The sequence below is a fragment of the Pseudomonas sp. YJ42 genome, from assembly GCF_047225135.1.
GTDB classification, from domain to species: domain Bacteria; phylum Pseudomonadota; class Gammaproteobacteria; order Pseudomonadales; family Pseudomonadaceae; genus Stutzerimonas; species Stutzerimonas stutzeri_E.
The window spans coordinates 4,671,692-4,688,717 of sequence record NZ_CP178378.1 but is presented as its reverse complement, the minus strand read 5'-3'; the positions used below and the strand labels follow the sequence as shown (position 1 = coordinate 4,688,717).

Below are 17,026 nucleotides of genomic sequence, written 5' to 3'. Positions count from 1 at the left end.
CAAATGCGGAGGCCCCATGCAAGAAGATGATTTTTCTTTATTTAAGTCGGCGGTTCGCGGCGTCAAGCCGATCGAACACGACCGCGCGGACACCGGCAAACCACGCGGCAACAAAGCGCAGATGGCCACTCGGCGAGCTAATGCAGTGATCAGCGGCAGCGAAATCAGAATCGACGGGCTTTCCGACCAATTCGTCATCGATGTCGCCGCAGAGGATGAGCTCTACTGGGCGCGCGACGGTGTTCAGGACAGCCAGATGCGCAAGCTCAAGGCTGGTCAGATCCCCTTCGAAGGCAGCCTGGATCTGCATGGACTGAGCGTCGAGAAAGCCCGCGAGCTGCTCTGGGATTTTCTCGCCGAAGCGTGCAAGTTCGAGATCCGCTGCGTGCGGGTCACCCACGGCAAGGCGGCGCGAATCGACGGCAAGCGCCCCCTGATCAAGAGCCACGTCAACACTTGGCTACGCCAGCATCCCCAAGTGCTCGGCTTCACCTCATGTCTGCCAAGGCATGGCGGTACCGGCGCCGTTTATGTGATTCTCAAACGAACCATGCTCGAAGGACGCGACGAGTAAGCATAGCGTCAGGCTTCTCGATCCGCTCATTGGTGCCGCGTGCCGCTTGCAGCCCAGCGGCCGACCCCCTAACCTTCGCATTCGCGCTTTCTTGCACGCCTGACAGGTAGTCATATGTCCCTGGAAACACATTACACCGCGATCCTTGGCCAGCTGGGTGAGGACGTCAACCGCGAGGGCCTGCTCGATACGCCCAAGCGCGCAGCCAAAGCCATGCAGTACCTGTGCAAGGGCTATCAGCAGACACTCGAGGAAGTCACCAACGGTGCGCTGTTCAGCTCCGACAACAGCGAAATGGTTCTGGTGAAGAACATCGAACTGTACTCGTTGTGCGAGCACCATATGCTCCCGTTCATTGGCAAGGCTCACGTTGCCTATCTGCCCAACGGCAAGGTGCTCGGACTCTCGAAGGTCGCGCGCATCGTCGACATGTACGCTCGCCGACTGCAGATTCAGGAAAATCTCACGCGTGAAATCGCCGAAGCGATTCAAACGGTCACGGGCGCCTGGGGCGTGGCAGTCGTCATCGAGGCCCAGCACATGTGCATGATGATGCGTGGCGTCGAGAAGCAGAATTCTTCGATGGTCACCTCGGTCATGCTCGGCCAATTCCGCGAGAACGCGGCCACCCGCAGCGAGTTCCTCGGCCTGGTGAAGTAGTCCAGCTGGAGGCTCGCCAGCCTCCAGACCTCCTCTCGTCTTCTTTTATTCGTACATGCCCACATGCCGCGGATGGCTTGCAACGCGCTGCAGCCAGGCACAGATCGCAGGGTACCTGGCCAGCCAAAAGCCACCCTCTTCAGCCACGTGCGTATAGGCATATAGCGCTACATCCGCAATCGAGTAGCGATCGCCAACCAGAAACGGCGTGCGCTGCAGCTGCTGCTCCATGACATCCAGCGCTCGATAACCATCCAGTTGCTTGGCCGCATACTCATCGAGGCGATCATCGGGCAGGCCCAGATAAACCTTGATGAATCGCGCTACGGCGATAAACGGCTCATGACTGTACTGCTCGAAGAACTGCCACTGTAGAACCTGAGTGCGCAGACGCGGATCCGTGGGCAACAGCTCGGATCCATCCGCGAGGAAATTGAGGATCGCATTCGACTCCCACAAGCAGGTGCCGTCCTCTAACTCCAGTACGGGAATCTTGCCGTTGGGGTTCTTCTTCAGAAACGCTTCCTCGCGGCTCTCGCCACGAAGAATATCCACCGGTACCCACTCATAATCTCGACCGAGCAGATGCAGCATCAATCTCACTTTGTAGCAGTTGCCTGAACGATAATCGCCGTAAACCTTGTACATCTCCTCCCTCCTGGGCAACGCAAGCATCAATACCTTGATTAGGCCGCATCGGCTATCTCGCACCCGCGAATCACCTTCGCTAGCCGGCACACGCCTTCATCCAGCCGGTCCGGGGCAACATGGCTGAAATTCAACCTCAGATACCCCAGGTTTTGCTCGGGATCGATGAAGAATGGCTCGCCCGGCATGAATACCACATCCTGTTCGAGGGCAGGATTGAGCAGCGTTCGCGTATCCACAGGACATTTCAGCCGCAACCAGAAGAACAGACCGCCCTGCGGGATCTGCCAGTCGGCCAGGTCGCCAAAGTGCTCCGTTAGCGCGGCCTGCATTGCATCACGGCGCAGACGATAGAAGCGGCGTAGCTCCCTTAGGTGCGTACGATATTGCTCGCTTCCAAGCCACTGCAGCGCCTGCCACTGACCAATGCGGTTGGTGTGCAGGTCAGCCGACTGCTTGAGCCGCAGCAAGTAAGGGAAAAGATCGGGCGTTGCGATCAGGTAACCCACCCGCAGCCCTGGCAGCAAAGTCTTGGAGACCGTACCGGTGTATATCCAGCTTGCCTTGCGCATGCGGCTGACGATGGGCCTGGCGCTGCTTTCGTCGAAAACCAGTTCGCGATAAGGCTCATCCTCGATCAGGACTACATTGAACTCGTCGAGTAGAGCCGCAACCGCATCGCGTTTTTCTTCGCTGTAACGCACCGCGGAGGGGTTTTGAAAAGTCGGGATCAGGTAGGCGAACGCTGGCTTGTGCTGCTCCAGCCGTTGGCGCAACGCGACCAACGATGGACCGTCGGCCTCCTGCGGCACCGCCAGACAGTCGGCACCGAACAATTGAAAGATTTGAAGCGCCGCAAGATAGGTCGGGGCTTCGAGCAGCACCTCTGTGCCGACGTCGATGAACAGCTTTGATGCGAGATCCAACGTTTGCTGAGAACCACTGACGATAAGGACTTGGCTGGCGGAGCAATCGACACCGAGCTCGCGCGCTTCGGCGGCGATCGCTTCGCGTAACGCCGGCTCACCCTCGCTCATGCCGTACTGCCCCATGTTCGCCGGCATCTGCGCCCATTCGACCTTGGGCAACATCGACTCGGCAGGCAGCCCTCCGGCAAACGACATCACCTCGGGGCGCTGAGCAGCAGCAAGAATTTCACGGATCAGCGAGCTTTTCAGGCGGTCGACACGTTCGGAGAAAGCCATGGGGCACCAGATGCAGGAAGTAATAAAATAAGTCAAACTACTTGACCAAAATTACGCCTACGGTCGTGAATACGTCAATATGACTGACCTAAAAAAAAGCACGATTCAACGCCAAATCATGGAAAGTTTCTTTCTCGGCTATCAGGCTTTCACCGCCAAGCCGGACGAAATGCTCGCACGCCGCGGGCTGTCCCGGGTGCACCACCGCATTCTGTTCTTCATCGCCAGCTACCCTGACCTCAGCGTCAAGGAGCTGCTCGGCTATCTGGGCGTAAGCAAGCAGGCACTGAACATTCCGCTGCGACAGCTTATCGAGATGCATTTGGTCGAAAGCAGAACCGCGGAGGAGGACAAACGCAAGCGCATGCTGCGCTTCACTGCCGAAGGGGCCAAGTTGGAACAGGCGCTCCGGCGGGAACAGGTGCGCCTGCTCGAGCGGACGTTCAAGCAAATGGGTGAAGAAGCGGTAGCCGGTTGGTTGGCGGTGAATCAGGCGCTAGCGGCCAGCACTGTTCGAGACTGAACCGCACAGCGCGCCCGGCTGGACGTACAACCAGTCGCCTCCGAACGCTTTAGCGGCAGGATGCAACGAAGCGAAGAGCTGATCGACACGAAAAGCGCCTACAAAAAAGGGCGACCGAAGTCGCCCTTTTTCAATGGATCACAGAACTAACTTAGTTCTGATTTTCCATTTGCGCGCGGATCAGATCACCGATGGTGGTCGGACCGGCAGCCGGCTCTACGTCCTGCTTGGTACGCAGCTCCTTCATCGCATCCTTCTCGTCCTCAACGTCTTTCGACTTGATGGACAGGCTGATGACGCGGCTCTTACGGTCGATGCTGATGATCTTGGCTTCGACTTCTTCACCTTCTTTCAGGACGTTGCGCGCATCTTCAACGCGGTCACGGCTGATTTCAGAGGCTTTCAGGGTCGCTTCGATATCGTTGCCCAGGTCGATGATGGCGCCTTTGGCGTCAACTTCTTTCACAGTACCGCGAACGATGCTGCCCTTGTCATTGACAGCGGCGTAGTTGGAGAACGGATCGTCTTCCAGCTGCTTGATGCCCAGGGAGATGCGCTCACGCTCCGGATCGACCGACAGGATGACGGTGTCCAGCTCGTCGCCCTTCTTGAAGCGACGCACGGCTTCTTCGCCAGCTTCGTTCCAAGAGATGTCGGACAGATGAACCAGACCGTCGATGCCGCCGTCCAGACCAATGAAGATACCGAAATCGGTGATCGACTTGATGGTGCCGGAGATGCGGTCGCCCTTGTTGAACTGGCCAGAGAAGTCTTCCCACGGGTTGGACTTGCACTGCTTGATGCCCAAGGAGATACGACGACGCTCTTCGTCGATGTCCAGAACCATGACTTCCACTTCGTCGCCGACCTGTACGACCTTCGACGGGTGAATGTTCTTGTTGGTCCAGTCCATTTCGGAAACGTGTACCAGACCTTCGACACCCTCTTCCAGCTCGGCGAAGCAGCCGTAGTCGGTGAGGTTGGTAACGCGGGCCATGACACGGGTGTTTTCCGGGTAACGGGCCTTGATGGCAACCCATGGGTCTTCGCCCAGCTGCTTCAGACCCAGCGATACGCGGTTACGCTCGCGGTCGAACTTCAGCACCTTGACGTCGATCTCATCGCCAACATTGACGATTTCCGACGGATGCTTGATGCGCTTCCAGGCCATGTCGGTGATGTGCAGCAGGCCATCGACGCCGCCCAGATCGACGAATGCGCCGTAATCCGTGAGGTTCTTGACGATACCCTTGACCTGCTGGCCTTCCTGCAGCGATTCCAGCAGCGCTTCGCGCTCGGCGCTGTTCTCGGCTTCCAGGACGCTACGACGGGAAACGACAACGTTGTTGCGCTTCTGGTCGAGCTTGATGACCTTGAACTCGAGTTCCTTGCCTTCCAGGTGGGTGGTATCACGCACTGGACGAACATCAACCAGGGAACCTGGCAGGAACGCACGGATGCCGTTAACGTCGACAGTGAAGCCGCCCTTAACCTTACCGTTGATAACGCCCTTGACCACTTCCTCAGCTGCGAAAGCCGCTTCCAGAACAATCCAGCACTCTGCACGCTTGGCTTTTTCGCGGGACAGCTTGGTTTCGCCAAAGCCATCTTCAACCGCGTCCAGCGCAACGTGAACTTCGTCACCCACGCTGATGGTCAGCTCGCCCTGCTCGTTGTAGAACTGCTCGACCGGGATGACGCCCTCTGACTTCAGACCGGCATGGACAGTGACCCAGTCACCATCGATGTCGACCACGATGCCGGTGATGATCGCACCCGGCTGCATGTCGAGGGTTTTTAGGCTTTCTTCAAAAAGTTCTGCAAAGCTTTCGCTCATGTTTATTCCTGCTGTTTTCGGGCGAGGATCCGCCCAATCTCCACATCCCAGATAGAAGTGGGTTCATTCATATAAAAAAAGGCCTGCGGGACTAGATCTGGTCTCCCACATGCCTCCTTGTTAACAGCCCTGAACCTCAGGAACCGTCATGGCCGCCTCGCGGCGGCCGATCATCAGGCGAAATCGCGCTTGGCGACTTCGCTCAGAATCTGTCCTAACACCTGCTCGATGGAAAGATCCGTGGAATCCAGCTGTACCGCATCGTCTGCTGGCTTCAGCGGAGCCACTTCACGCTGGGTGTCGCGCTCATCGCGAACCCGTATCTCATCAAGAAGACTCGCGAGATTAACATCATCACCCTTGTCCTTCAACTGCAGGAAACGGCGACGAGCTCTTTCCTCCGCACTGGCAGTGAGAAATATCTTCAAGGGTGCGTCAGGAAAAACCACGGTCCCCATGTCTCGGCCGTCCGCGACCAGCCCGGGCGGTTCGCGGAACGCCTTCTGGCGCTGCAACAGCGCCTCACGCACCACCGGTAATGCAGCGACCTGCGAGGCTCCGGCGCCGACCTGCTCGTTGCGAATCGCGAGGGTGACGTCTTCGCCCTCGAGAATGATCTGCATGCCATGGCCGCTTTTGGCTGCACCGAACTGCACATCCAGGTGAGCTGCCAGCAGCTTGAGCGCCTCCTCGTTGGTCAGGTCGACACCATGATTACGGGCAGCAAAAGCCAGCAAACGGTAAAGCGCACCGGAATCGAGAAAGTTCCACCCCAGTTTCGCCGCCAACAACGCCGCAACCGTACCCTTGCCGGACCCGCTCGGGCCGTCGATGGTGATGACTGGGATCTGGCTGATCATGAATTACCCTCCACACCCACCCGCATTCCGGCCCGCTCGGCCAGCGCAAGGAAGTTCGGGAACGAAGTCGCCACGTTAGCGCAGTCATGAATGCGGATCGGTGCGCTGGCCCGAAGCGCAGCAACGCTGAAGGACATTGCTATCCGATGATCACCGTGCGCCCAGACTTCGCCACCCGCGATGGGGCCGCCGCCCTCAATGATAATCCCATCCGGCGTCGGTGTGGCCTTCACGCCCAGCGCCTGCAGACCATCGGCCATGACCTGAATACGGTCGGACTCTTTGACCCGCAACTCTTCGGCACCCCGCAAGGTGGTCCGACCCTCTGCGCAGGCGGCAGCTACGAACAGCACCGGGAATTCGTCAATCGCCAGCGGGACGAGACTTTCCGGAATGTCGATACCCTTGAGCTGCGCCGCACGCACACGGATATCGGCAACCGGCTCACCGCCCACTTCACGCAGATTGGTCAGCTCGATGCTGGCACCCATCAGCTTGAGAATATCGATAACGCCGGTACGCGTCGGGTTGATCCCGACATGTTCCAGGGTAATGTCCGAACCCGGCGCGATGCTGGCTGCCACCATAAAAAAGGCCGAGGAGGAAATATCGGCTGGCACCTCGATATGAGTCGAACGCAACGTATGACCCGATTCGACCGTAGCGGTATTGCCTTCTACCTGTACCGGATAACCGAAACCTCGCAACATCCGCTCGGTATGGTCCCGCGTCGGTGCTGGCTCGGTGACCGAGGTTTTTTCTGCCGCATACAGCCCTGCCAGGAGCAGGCAGGATTTGACCTGAGCGCTGGCCATCGGCATTACGTACTGCATTCCTGAAAGTTTCTGGCCGCCACGGATGGTCACCGGTGGGCGCCCCTCGGCTGCGGTCTCGATCACCGCGCCCATTTCGCGCAGCGGCTTGGCCACACGATTCATTGGTCGCTTGGATAGCGAAGCGTCACCGGTCAGGGTGGTGTCGAACGACTGGGCGGCGAGCAAGCCGGACAGCAGACGCATCGAGGTCCCGGAATTGCCGAGGTAGATCGGGCCTGGCGGCGGCTTCAAACCATGCAGGCCAACGCCATGGACCGTCACGCGCCCCTGATTCGGCCCTTCGATGACCACGCCCATGTCGCGGAATGCCTGGATGGTTGCGAGGGCATCTTCACCCTCGAGAAACCCCTCTACCTCGGTGGTGCCTTCAGCAAGCGAGCCGAGCATGATCGAACGGTGGGATATGGATTTGTCGCCCGGCACACGCAGTTGACCGCTGAGGCTGCCGCCAGGGTTGGCAAGGAAGATCAGATCTTTGGAATGCATAACGTCCACATAGGCTCTGCGAGCCAGTATTTTGCTGAAATGTTCTCGGGCTGCCCTGGCGCGCGTAAACACGCCCAACAAGGTATGCCCGTCTCCTTCATCGACCGCAGCGCGCAGCGCATCGAGGTCGGCACGAAAATCGTCCAGCGTATGCAGCACCGCCTCACGATTGGCGAGAAAGATGTCATGCCACATCACCGGATCACTACCCGCTATTCGGGTGAAATCACGAAATCCACCCGCCGCGTAGCGGAATATTTCGAGATTCTCGTTGCGTTTCGCCAGCGAATCCACCAGCCCAAATGCCAGCAGGTGCGGCAGATGGCTGGTAGCCGCCAAAACTTCATCGTGATATCGAACCTCCATGTGTTCGACATCAGCCCCCAGTGCACGCCACAGACTGTCGACAAGTTTCAGCGCAGCTGGATCGGTTTCCGCCACAGGTGTCAGGATCACCTTGTGACGTCGAAAAAGCGTGCTTTGGGCAGCCGTAACACCGCTCTGTTCCGAGCCGGCTATCGGATGGCCCGGCACGAAGCGCGGCGGCATCTGTCCGAACTGCTCGCGGGCACAGCGCACCACATTACCCTTGGCGCTGCCGACGTCGGTCAGCACTGCATCTCCGAGATCGAGCGCCGCAAGCTCCGTGAGTAGACGTTCCATTGCCAGGATCGGGACTGCGAGCTGAATGACGTCCGCCCCCTGGCAGGCATCAACGAGGTTGGCTGCACAGCGATCCACCACACCGAGCTCGACAGCCAACGCCCGGGAGCGGGGATCGAGATCGAAGCCAACCACTTCAGCGCAGTGGCCGGCTTCACGTAGCCCCTTGGCGAACGAGCCTCCGATCAGCCCCAACCCGATCACGACCAGACGCCGTACCTTTGGCGCATCGGAGAGCCGCTCGACATTTCGGCTCAACGTCCGAGCGCCTTGCGCAGGGCATCTAGAAAACGGGTATTTTCCGCTTCGGTGCCGATGGAAACCCGCAGAAATGTCGGCATTCCGTAGCTTGCAACCGGCCGCACGATGACGCCGTCGCGCAACAAAGCCTGGTTGATCGGCGCTGCATCGCGTCCGAAATCGACCGCGATGAAATTGCCTTTCGAGGGAATCCAGTCCAGCCCCAGCTGCCTGAAGCCCGCTTCGAGCTGGAGCATGCCAGCCGTGTTGCAAGCCCTGCTCTGGGCCAGATAGCGATCATCGTCGAGCGCGGCACAGGCGGCCGCAATCGCCAGGCTGTTGACATTGAACGGCTGACGCACGCGATTGAGCACATCGGCGATCCGCGCCGAACAGATCGCATAGCCTACCCGCAGCGCCGCCAGCCCAAAGGCCTTTGAGAAGGTTCGTGAAACCAGCAAGTTGGGATGCGAGGCCAAAAACGTCAATCCATCCGGCAGTTCACCGCCGTCGGCGTACTCGATATACGCCTCGTCCAGCACGACCAGAACGCGCTCGGGAACGCAGGCAAGAAAGCTACCCAACGCATCCGCGTCGAACCAGGTACCGGTGGGGTTGTTGGGGTTGGCGATGAATACGACACCTGTATTTTCGTCGATAGCCGCCAGCATGGCCTCGAGATCGTGTCCCCATTGACGGGCCGGAACAGCCTTCGCTCGTGCACCCACGGCCTGTGTAGCAATCGGATAGACCGCAAACGCATGTTCACTGAAGACCGCATTGAGGCCAGGCGCCAGATAGGCGCGCGCGACCAGCTCGAGAATGTCATTGGAACCGTTGCCGAGCGTCACCTGCTCGATGCCGACGCCATATCGCTCGGCCAGCTTTTGCTTCAGTACGAAGCCGTTGCCGTCGGGATAGCGGGTCAGCTCGCCGAGCTGCGCCTTGATCGCCTCGATGACCTTGGGGCTGGGGCCCAGCGGGTTTTCGTTGCTGGCCAGCTTGACGATCGTTGCAGGATCAAGATCGAGCTCGCGCGCCAGTTCGTCCACCGGCTTGCCCGGCACGTAAGGCGACAGCTTTTGTACACCTGGCTGAGCCAGGGCGAGGAAATCACAGGACATGTTCAGCTCCGCTGGAGCTGAAAGCCTGAGCCTGAACTCGAAACCTGAAGCACTCGGCGTTGCTCACGGCTTCCAGCTTTCGGCATCCGGCTTCCAGCTGCTTTTTAAAGTACCGCCTTCGGATAAGAGCCCAGCACCTTCAATGCCACCGCTTCGCGCCCGATCTTCTCCAGCACATCCTTGATCAGCGGATCCTGGTGATGACCGATGCAGTCAATGAAGAATACATAGGTCCATTTGCCGCTGCGTGAAGGGCGAGTTTCGATCCGCGTGAGATCGATGCCATTGGAATGGAACGGCATCAGCAGCTCATGCAGCGCACCCGGTTTGTTGCGCATGGAAACGATGATCGAAGTCTTGTCGTCGCCGGTGGGCGGCACTTCCTGGTTGCCAATGATCAGGAAACGCGTGGAGTTATCCGGGCGGTCCTCGATCTTCTCGGCAATCTTGCTCAAGCCGTAAAGCTGAGCGGCCATGTCCCCCGCGATCGCAGCGGAGTTCCACTCGCTCTTGACGCGCTTGGCTGCATCGGCATTGCTGGAAACCGCGACACGCTCGACGTTCGGATAATGCGCATCCAGCCATTTGCGGCACTGCGCCAGCGACTGGGCGTGCGAGTAGATGCGAGTGATGCGGTCGGTCTTGGTCGTCTCACCCACCAGCAGGTGATGATGGATTCGCAGCTCGACTTCACCGCAGATGACGATGTCATGCTCGAGGAAGCTGTCGAGGGTGTGGTTGACGGCGCCCTCGGTGGAGTTTTCCACCGGCACCACGCCGAAATTGACCGCACCGGCCACCACTTCACGAAACACCTCGTCGATCGCCGCCATCGGTTTGCTGATCACCGAATGCCCGAAGTGCTTGAGCGCTGCCGCTTGCGAAAAGGTGCCTTCCGGGCCGAGATAAGCGACCCGCAGCGGCTGCTCCAGCGCCAGGCAGGACGACATGATTTCGCGAAAAAGGCGCGCCATCTCCTCGTTGTCCAGCGGTCCCTTGTTCAGCTCCATGATGTGCTTGAGCACCCAGGCTTCACGCTCGGGACGATAGAACACTGCCTCCTCGCCTTCGGCCAGGGAGGCAGTCTTGACCCGAGCCACGTCCTGAGCGCAGCGGGCACGCTCGCTGATCAGCTCGAGAATTTTCTCGTCGAGACTGTCGATGCGTACACGCAGCGCCTTCAGTCGGTCGGCATCGCTCATCAGCCGTGCTCCTTCTCGAACTCACGCATGTAGGCCACCAGCGCCTCGACGGCATCCAGGCCAACCGCGTTATAGATCGAAGCACGCATGCCGCCCACCGAGCGATGGCCTTTCAGGTTGAGCAGTCCACGGGCATCGGCACCGGCCAGGAAAACCTTGTCTAACTGCTCATCGGCCAGCCTGAACGGCACATTCATCCACGAGCGGGCATTCGTGGCGATCGGGTTGGAATAGAAATCACTGGCGTCGATAGCACCATAGAGCAGGTCTTTCTTGGCGCGATTGATCCGCTCCATCGCCTCGACACCGCCCTGCTCCTTCAGCCACTCGAACACCAGCCCAGAGAGGTACCAAGAGAAGGTTGCCGGCGTGTTGTACATGGAGCCGTTGTCGGCGGCGATCTTGTAATCGAGCATGGTCGGGCAGCTGGAACGCGCACGACCCAGCAAGTCCTCGCGAACGATGACCACCACCAACCCCGACGGGCCGATATTCTTCTGCGCGCCAGCGTAGATCAGACCGAATCGCGACACGTCCAGCGGACGCGAAAGGATGTCCGAAGACATGTCGACCACCAGCGGAGTGTCGCCAAGTTCCGGTATCCAGTCGAACTGCAGCCCACCGATGGTTTCGTTGCTGGCGTAGTGCACATAGGCCGCATCGGCGCGCAGATTCCACTCGTTCTGCCCGGGGATGGCGAAGTAATCGTAGGATCTGGCGCTGGCAGCCACATTGATATGCCCGAAGCGCTTGGCCTCTTCGATACTCTTGCGCGACCAGATGCCCGTATCGATGTAATCGGCAACGCCGTCTTCAGGTAGCAGATTCAGCGGGATCTCGGCGAACTGCTGGCTGGCACCGCCCTGGAGGAACAGCACCTTGTAATTCGACGGAATGCTCAGCAGGTCGCGCAGGTCCTGCTCGGCCTTTTCGGCAATCGCCGTGTATTCATCGCTGCGATGGCTCATTTCCATCACAGACAGGCCCCGCCCCTGCCAATCCAGGAGTTCGGCCTGGGCGCGCTGCAGCACGACCTCAGGGAGCGCGGCGGGACCTGCGCAGAAGTTAAAGGCGCGTTTGCTCATCTTCGTACTCTCAAAAACGGTCGATACCATGCTCGCTCCGCCCGTCGCCAAGGCGCTCAGGTACAGCGCTTGCAATCCCTTCACCCGCAGCGGGTTTCCGTTCGATACCGACATGCGAAGACCGAAGGCTTCGCATGTCGTCCGAATCAGTTTTCGTCGTCGGTAGGCACCACGTCCGGCGGTACGTCTCCGCCTCCGCCAAGCAGCTCGTCCTCGCTGGGCTCGGTGCTGACGACAGGCATTTCCTTGTCCAGCGCCTCGTCATCGAGAACCGCCTCGATGTCTTCCAGTACGTCTTCCTCGGAGGGCTCCTGAACCCTTTCGAGGCCAACCAGATGCTCGTTCTTGCCCAGTTTGATCAGCGTCACGCCCTGGGTATTACGGCCCAGCGACGACACCTCATCGACACGGGTACGCACCAGCGTGCCCTGGTCGGAAATCAGCATGATCTCCTCGCCCTGCTGCACCTGAACGGCGCCGACCAGCGGGCCGTTGCGCTCGTTGGTCACCATGGCGATTACGCCCTGACCACCACGACCGCGGCGCGGGAACTCATCGATCACAGTGCGCTTGCCGTAGCCGTTGAGGCTGGCGGTGAGAATTTGCGCATTAGGCTCAGGGATTAGCATGGAGATCAGACGCTGCCCTTCAGGCAGACGCATGCCTCGAACGCCACGAGCAGTACGGCCCATGGTGCGGACATGCTTCTCCTTGAAGCGAATCACCTTTCCGCCATCGGAGAACAGCATGACTTCACGCGCCCCGTCGGTAACCGCAGCAGCGATGAGGGTATCGCCCTCCTCCAGGCCGAGCGCGATCAGACCGACACTGCGCGGACGGCTGAACTGGGAAAGCGGAGTCTTCTTCACTGTGCCCTTGGCTGTCGCCATGAAGATGTAGGTGCCGGTCGGCTCGTCTATCGACTCGTCGGATTCTTCGCCGTCGAGCGACTCTTCCGCCTCATCGGCTTCGCTGATGATTTCCGCATCCTCGACATCGTCCTCGCCATTCAGCTGCTGCTGACGTGCAGCCTCAATGTCGACTTGGAGCATAGCGGTGATGTGCTCGCCTTCGGAAAGCGGCAGCAGGTTGACCAGCGGACGTCCGCGCGAGGTGCGCGAGGCTTCCGGAATCTCATAGGTCTTGAGCCAATAGACCTTGCCCTTGCTGGAAAACAGCAGCAGGGTCGTGTGGCTGTTGGCAACCAACAGATGCTCGACGTAATCCTCTTCCTTGACGCCGGTCGCCGCCTTGCCGCGTCCGCCGCGGCGCTGCGCCTGATAGGCGGCCAGCGGCTGGGACTTGGCATAGCCGCCGTGGGAAATGGTGACGACGCGCTCTTCCTCGGTGATCAGATCGGCCAGGGTCAGATCCAGTCGCGCCTCGAGAATTTCGGTGCGACGCGCATCGCCGAAATCGCGCTTGACGCCTTCGAGCTCCTCGCGGATGACCTCCATCAGGCGCACGGGATCGGTAAGGATACGGATCAGCTCACCAATCTGGGTCAGGATCTCCTGATACTCGCTGAGCAGCTTCTCGTGCTCCAGCCCCGTCAGACGGTGCAGGCGCAGATCAAGAATGGCCTGAGCCTGTTCCGGCGACAGGTAGTACTTGCCATCACGCAGACCGTACTGCGGATCAAGCCCCTCTGGGCGGCAGGAGTCGGCACCAGCACGCTCGACCATCGACTCGACGGCGCTCGATTCCCAGGCCTCGGCAATCAACGCTTCCTTCGCCTCGGCCGGGGTCGGCGAGGCCTTGATCAGGGCGATCACCGGGTCGATGTTGGACAGCGCGACCGCCTGACCTTCGAGGATATGCCCACGCTCGCGCGCCTTGCGCAGCTCGTAGACGGTCCGGCGGGTGACCACTTCGCGGCGATGGCGAACGAAGGCCTCGAGCAGTTCCTTGAGATTCAGCGTGCGCGGCTGGCCGTCGATCAGTGCCACCACGTTGATGCCGAACACGCTCTGCAGCTGGGTCTGGGCGTAGAGATTGTTGAGGATGACCTCAGGCACTTCACCGCGACGCAGCTCGATCACCACGCGCATGCCGTCTTTGTCGGACTCGTCGCGCAACTCGGTGATGCCTTCGAGCTTCTTCTCTTTAACCAGCTCGGCGATCTTCTCGATCAGACGCGCCTTGTTCAGCTGATAAGGCAGCTCGGTGATGACGATCTGCTGACGCCCACCGACCTTGTCGATGTCTTCGATGATCGAGCGCGCCCGCATGTAGATGCGTCCGCGACCGGTGCGGTAGGCCTCGACGATACCGGCGCGGCCGTTGATGATGCCGGCGGTGGGGAAGTCAGGACCCGGGATGAACTGCATCAGTTCGTCGATGGTGATGTCGGCGTTCTCGATCAGCGCTAGGCAGCCATCGATGACCTCGCCGAGGTTATGCGGCGGAATATTGGTCGCCATACCCACGGCGATACCGCTGGAACCGTTAACCAGCAGGTTCGGGATCTTGGTCGGCATGACCGCCGGAATCTGCTCGGTGCCGTCGTAGTTGGGCACCCAATCGACGGTTTCCTTGTCCAGATCGGCCAGCAGTTCGTGCGCCAGCTTGGCCATCCGCACTTCGGTGTAACGCATGGCGGCGGCATTATCGCCGTCCACCGAACCGAAGTTGCCTTGGCCATCGACCAGCATGTAGCGCAACGAGAAAGGCTGCGCCATCCGCACGATGGTGTCGTATACCGCCGAGTCGCCGTGAGGATGGTATTTACCGATCACATCACCGACCACACGGGCGGATTTCTTGTATGGCTTGTTCCAGTCGTTACCCAGTTCGCTCATGGCAAAAAGCACACGGCGATGTACGGGCTTCAATCCGTCGCGCGCATCCGGCAGCGCCCGTCCGACGATTACGCTCATGGCGTAGTCGAGATAGGACTGCTTGAGTTCGTCTTCGATATTGACCGGGAGGATTTCTTTGGCCAGTTCGCCCATGGAAGCCTGGTTCCTTGTAGTCAGCAGGGTCCTGCGATTAAGCGCGGGATGGTATCACAGCTGGCGAGCCAGAGGCTCCAGGATGCACACCCGAGAAGAGATCCCCGGGTTTGCCTAAAGTAATCAATGGAGTCGTTTGCGGCTCATCAAAGCGGCGAGCTTGGCCGCATTCGGTCGTTCGACCACACCCTTTTCGGTCACGATGGCGTCGATGAGGTCCGCCGGCGTCACATCGAATACCGGATTGAACGCATCGACTTCCGCCGCGAACCGCTGGCCGTTGACTTCCAACAACTCGCTGCCGGCACGTTCCTCGATGGGAATGTCGTCGCCGGCTTCCAGCTCCATGTCAATGGTCGAACTGGGCGCCACCACCATGAACCGCACGCCATGATGCATGGCGAGCACGGCGAGCTGATAGGTGCCGATCTTGTTGGCAACGTCGCCGTTGGCCGTGATTCGGTCGGCCCCCACGATTACCCAGGTAATGCCACGCGTCTTCATAAGATGCGCAGCGGCCGAGTCAGCATTCAATGTGACCGGCACGCCCTCTCCAGCAAGCTCCCAGGCGGTCAGACGCGAGCCTTGCAACCAGGGACGGGTTTCATCGGCATAAACGCACTCGACAAGCCCCTCCAGATGCGCCGCACGGATCACACCGAGCGCGGTTCCGAAGCCACCAGTAGCCAGTGCACCGGTATTGCAGTGAGTGAGTAGGTTTTGCGGATTGCCCTGATGCTTGCGGATCAGATCGACACCGAATTGCGCCATGGTCAGATTGGCTTCGCGATCGCTGTCGTGAATGGAGACGGCTTGTGCCTCGGCAGCTGTCAGCGGATCCTCGCCCGGCTTCAAACGGTCGAGTCGCTCGCGCATCTGATTCAGCGCCCAGAATAGATTGACAGCAGTCGGACGCGAATCGGCAAGCACTTCAAAGTCCGCTTCCAACGCCGTACGCCAGTCGCCGCCTTCGGTGAGCCGAGCCTTGAGCCCCATTACCAAGCCATACGCCGCGCTGATGCCGATCGCCGGAGCGCCCCGCACGACCATCTCGCGGATGGCCGTGGCGACAGCAGCAGCGCAATCGTAGGAATGCCATATCTCTTCCAGCGGCAACTTGCGCTGGTCGAGCAAACGTAACTGCCCGTTCTGCCACTCGATAGCCTTCACTTTTTCCGCGGCCAGCAAGCGTTCGCGCATGGCAATCCCCTCATTGTTCACTGATCCCCTGACATTCAGGGGCGGAACCGGTCCGTACAGATTGCGGGCCGGCACAAAAAAGCCCGGTCGTCTCCGAACCGGGCTTCAACATTCGAAAGGGTCATGCGGAGTGATATGACACTCACGCCCCATACCCGGGCGCGAATCCTAATCGACTGATTTTTCCAGCACAAGCAAAGGCCGATCGAGGCAGCCGATTGCTGTGATGTGGCGTACCTATTCGCGATTCGGTTGTGGGGTGAGACGTAGATAAGGCTTCACCGCGCGGTAGCCCTTCGGGAAGCGCTGCTTGAGCTCTTCCTCGTCCTGCAGCGAAGGCACGATGACCACCTCGTCGCCGTCCTGCCAGTTGGCCGGCGTCGCGACCTTGTGGTTATCAGTCAGTTGTAGGGAGTCGATCACACGAAGAATTTCGTTGAAGTTGCGCCCAGTGCTAGCCGGGTAGGTAATGGTCAATCGCACCTTTTTATTCGGATCGATGACGAACAGCGAACGAACCGTCAACGTGTCGTTGGCATTGGGGTGAATCAGGTCGTACAGCTCGGACACCTTGCGGTCGGCATCAGCCAGGATCGGAAAGTTGACTCGCGTGTTCTGGGTTTCGTTGATGTCATCGATCCACTTCACATGCGAATCGACCGGATCCACTGAAAGCGCAATGGCTTTGACGTTGCGCTTGGCGAACTCGTCTTTAAGCTTGGCGGTGAAACCCAGCTCGGTGGTGCAGACTGGCGTAAAGTCGGCCGGATGAGAAAACAGCACGCCCCAGCTGCTGCCAAGCCATTCATGAAAGCGAATGCGGCCTTCGCTGGAATCCTGTTCGAAGTCGGGGGCGATGTCGCCGAGACGGATGCTCATGTCTTTTTTCCTCGTATGCATGCTACTGATGGCGGTCGCAATGGGCGACC

14 protein-coding genes are annotated in these 17,026 nt (G+C 59.5%); 3 read left to right on the top strand and 11 right to left on the bottom strand.

What is annotated here, in order from left to right; genetic code table 11:
* Positions 1 to 16 precede the first annotated feature (16 nt).
* Positions 17 to 574: a Smr/MutS family protein gene (locus ACL0K2_RS21760; protein WP_045161435.1), complete on the top strand. Its 558-nt coding sequence runs from the start codon at positions 17 to 19 to the stop codon at positions 572 to 574.
* A gap of 114 nt (positions 575 to 688) precedes the next feature.
* Positions 689 to 1,234: a GTP cyclohydrolase I FolE gene (gene folE, locus ACL0K2_RS21755; protein ID WP_025241301.1), complete on the top strand. Its 546-nt coding sequence runs from the start codon at positions 689 to 691 to the stop codon at positions 1,232 to 1,234.
* Between the two features lie 45 nt (positions 1,235 to 1,279).
* Here the strand turns inward: folE and ACL0K2_RS21750 are convergent, their stop codons facing one another.
* Positions 1,280 to 1,882 carry a glutathione S-transferase family protein gene (locus tag ACL0K2_RS21750; RefSeq protein WP_045161434.1) on the bottom strand — a complete coding sequence of 201 codons (603 nt, stop codon included), beginning with the start codon at positions 1,880 to 1,882 and terminating at the stop codon, positions 1,280 to 1,282.
* Positions 1,883 to 1,920: 38 nt separating this feature from the next.
* Positions 1,921 to 3,087: a PLP-dependent aminotransferase family protein gene (locus ACL0K2_RS21745; RefSeq protein WP_413043404.1), complete on the bottom strand. Its 1,167-nt coding sequence runs from the start codon at positions 3,085 to 3,087 to the stop codon at positions 1,921 to 1,923.
* 79 nt (positions 3,088 to 3,166) lie between these two features.
* Between ACL0K2_RS21745 and ACL0K2_RS21740 the strand changes: the two genes are divergently transcribed.
* Positions 3,167 to 3,610, top strand: a complete 444-nt coding sequence (locus ACL0K2_RS21740; RefSeq protein ID WP_045161431.1) for a MarR family winged helix-turn-helix transcriptional regulator — start codon at positions 3,167 to 3,169, stop codon at positions 3,608 to 3,610.
* A gap of 151 nt (positions 3,611 to 3,761) precedes the next feature.
* Here the strand turns inward: ACL0K2_RS21740 and rpsA are convergent, their stop codons facing one another.
* From rpsA to ACL0K2_RS21695, 9 genes are all read right to left on the bottom strand, one after another.
* Positions 3,762 to 5,447 carry a 30S ribosomal protein S1 gene (gene rpsA, locus ACL0K2_RS21735; protein ID WP_019339331.1) on the bottom strand — a complete coding sequence of 562 codons (1,686 nt, stop codon included), beginning with the start codon at positions 5,445 to 5,447 and terminating at the stop codon, positions 3,762 to 3,764.
* 173 nt (positions 5,448 to 5,620) lie between these two features.
* Positions 5,621 to 6,307, bottom strand: a complete 687-nt coding sequence (gene cmk, locus ACL0K2_RS21730; RefSeq protein WP_045161430.1) for a (d)CMP kinase — start codon at positions 6,305 to 6,307, stop codon at positions 5,621 to 5,623.
* Positions 6,304 to 8,550 carry a bifunctional prephenate dehydrogenase/3-phosphoshikimate 1-carboxyvinyltransferase gene (locus ACL0K2_RS21725; protein WP_413043403.1) on the bottom strand — a complete coding sequence of 749 codons (2,247 nt, stop codon included), beginning with the start codon at positions 8,548 to 8,550 and terminating at the stop codon, positions 6,304 to 6,306. The genes cmk and ACL0K2_RS21725 overlap by 4 nt, the downstream gene beginning before the upstream one ends.
* Positions 8,547 to 9,656 (bottom strand): histidinol-phosphate transaminase, encoded by a 1,110-nt coding sequence (gene hisC, locus ACL0K2_RS21720; protein ID WP_045161428.1) that lies wholly within the window; start codon positions 9,654 to 9,656, stop codon positions 8,547 to 8,549. The genes ACL0K2_RS21725 and hisC overlap by 4 nt, the downstream gene beginning before the upstream one ends.
* Before the next feature lie 104 nt (positions 9,657 to 9,760).
* The gene (gene pheA, locus ACL0K2_RS21715) at positions 9,761 to 10,858 is read right to left on the bottom strand and encodes a prephenate dehydratase (RefSeq protein ID WP_045161427.1); all 1,098 of its coding nucleotides are present in this window, start codon (positions 10,856 to 10,858) and stop codon (positions 9,761 to 9,763) included.
* Positions 10,858 to 11,943: a 3-phosphoserine/phosphohydroxythreonine transaminase gene (serC, locus tag ACL0K2_RS21710; protein WP_045161735.1), complete on the bottom strand. Its 1,086-nt coding sequence runs from the start codon at positions 11,941 to 11,943 to the stop codon at positions 10,858 to 10,860. Before serC ends, pheA begins: the two co-directional genes overlap by 1 nt.
* 146 nt (positions 11,944 to 12,089) lie before the next feature.
* The gene (gyrA, locus tag ACL0K2_RS21705; protein ID WP_239612011.1) at positions 12,090 to 14,897 is read right to left on the bottom strand and encodes a DNA gyrase subunit A; all 2,808 of its coding nucleotides are present in this window, start codon (positions 14,895 to 14,897) and stop codon (positions 12,090 to 12,092) included.
* Positions 14,898 to 15,020: 123 nt separating this feature from the next.
* On the bottom strand, positions 15,021 to 16,097 hold the full coding sequence (gene mtnA, locus ACL0K2_RS21700) for an S-methyl-5-thioribose-1-phosphate isomerase (RefSeq protein ID WP_045161425.1): 1,077 nt from the start codon (positions 16,095 to 16,097) through the stop codon (positions 15,021 to 15,023).
* A 237-nt stretch (positions 16,098 to 16,334) separates the two neighbouring features.
* The gene (locus ACL0K2_RS21695; protein WP_045161424.1) at positions 16,335 to 16,976 is read right to left on the bottom strand and encodes a peroxiredoxin; all 642 of its coding nucleotides are present in this window, start codon (positions 16,974 to 16,976) and stop codon (positions 16,335 to 16,337) included.
* Between the last annotated feature and the right edge of the window lie 50 nt (positions 16,977 to 17,026).

Excerpts from the sequence above, each read along its gene's own strand:
- rpsA (WP_019339331.1), bottom strand. The coding sequence starts at position 5,447 with ATGAGCGAAAGCTTTGCAGAACTTTTTGAAGAAAGCCTAAAAACCCTC.
- hisC (WP_045161428.1), bottom strand. The coding sequence starts at position 9,656 with ATGTCCTGTGATTTCCTCGCCCTGGCTCAGCCAGGTGTACAAAAGCTG.
- ACL0K2_RS21695 (WP_045161424.1), bottom strand. The coding sequence starts at position 16,976 with ATGAGCATCCGTCTCGGCGACATCGCCCCCGACTTCGAACAGGATTCC.
- pheA (WP_045161427.1), bottom strand. The coding sequence starts at position 10,858 with ATGAGCGATGCCGACCGACTGAAGGCGCTGCGTGTACGCATCGACAGT.
- cmk (WP_045161430.1), bottom strand. The coding sequence starts at position 6,307 with ATGATCAGCCAGATCCCAGTCATCACCATCGACGGCCCGAGCGGGTCC.
- ACL0K2_RS21750 (WP_045161434.1), bottom strand. The coding sequence starts at position 1,882 with ATGTACAAGGTTTACGGCGATTATCGTTCAGGCAACTGCTACAAAGTG.
- gyrA (WP_239612011.1), bottom strand. The coding sequence starts at position 14,897 with ATGGGCGAACTGGCCAAAGAAATCCTCCCGGTCAATATCGAAGACGAA.
- folE (WP_025241301.1), top strand. The coding sequence starts at position 689 with ATGTCCCTGGAAACACATTACACCGCGATCCTTGGCCAGCTGGGTGAG.
- ACL0K2_RS21740 (WP_045161431.1), top strand. The coding sequence starts at position 3,167 with ATGACTGACCTAAAAAAAAGCACGATTCAACGCCAAATCATGGAAAGT.
- mtnA (WP_045161425.1), bottom strand. The coding sequence starts at position 16,097 with ATGCGCGAACGCTTGCTGGCCGCGGAAAAAGTGAAGGCTATCGAGTGG.
- serC (WP_045161735.1), bottom strand. The coding sequence starts at position 11,943 with ATGAGCAAACGCGCCTTTAACTTCTGCGCAGGTCCCGCCGCGCTCCCT.
- ACL0K2_RS21760 (WP_045161435.1), top strand. The coding sequence starts at position 17 with ATGCAAGAAGATGATTTTTCTTTATTTAAGTCGGCGGTTCGCGGCGTC.
- ACL0K2_RS21745 (WP_413043404.1), bottom strand. The coding sequence starts at position 3,087 with ATGGCTTTCTCCGAACGTGTCGACCGCCTGAAAAGCTCGCTGATCCGT.